At 57.0% G+C, this 270-nt stretch carries 1 protein-coding gene; it reads left to right on the top strand.

What is annotated here, in order from left to right; translation table 11 throughout:
* Nucleotides 1–265 (top strand): acetate uptake transporter (locus RTW80_RS29390; protein WP_312721648.1); only part of this gene is annotated, 265 nt, incomplete at its 5' end.
* Nucleotides 266–270: the final 5 nt, after the last annotated feature.

Here is a 270-nt window from a genome sequence, read left to right on the forward strand (position 1 = left end):
GTACCTGGGACTGTGGGGCGTGTTCACCCTGTTCATGTTCTTCGGTACCCTTAAGGCGAACCGCGCACTGCAATTCGTCTTCCTGAGCCTGACCGTACTGTTCGCTCTGCTGGCCATCGGTCACCTGGCGGATAACGAAGGCATCGTTCACGTTGCCGGCTGGGTAGGTCTGGTTTGCGGCGCAAGCGCAATCTACCTGGCCATGGGTGAAGTGCTGAACGAGCAGTTCGACCGCACCATTCTACCGATTGGTGAAAAACACTGATCCCT

The sequence above is a fragment of the Escherichia sp. AM3 genome (genome assembly GCF_032029835.1).
GTDB lineage: Bacteria > Pseudomonadota > Gammaproteobacteria > Enterobacterales > Enterobacteriaceae > Escherichia > Escherichia coli.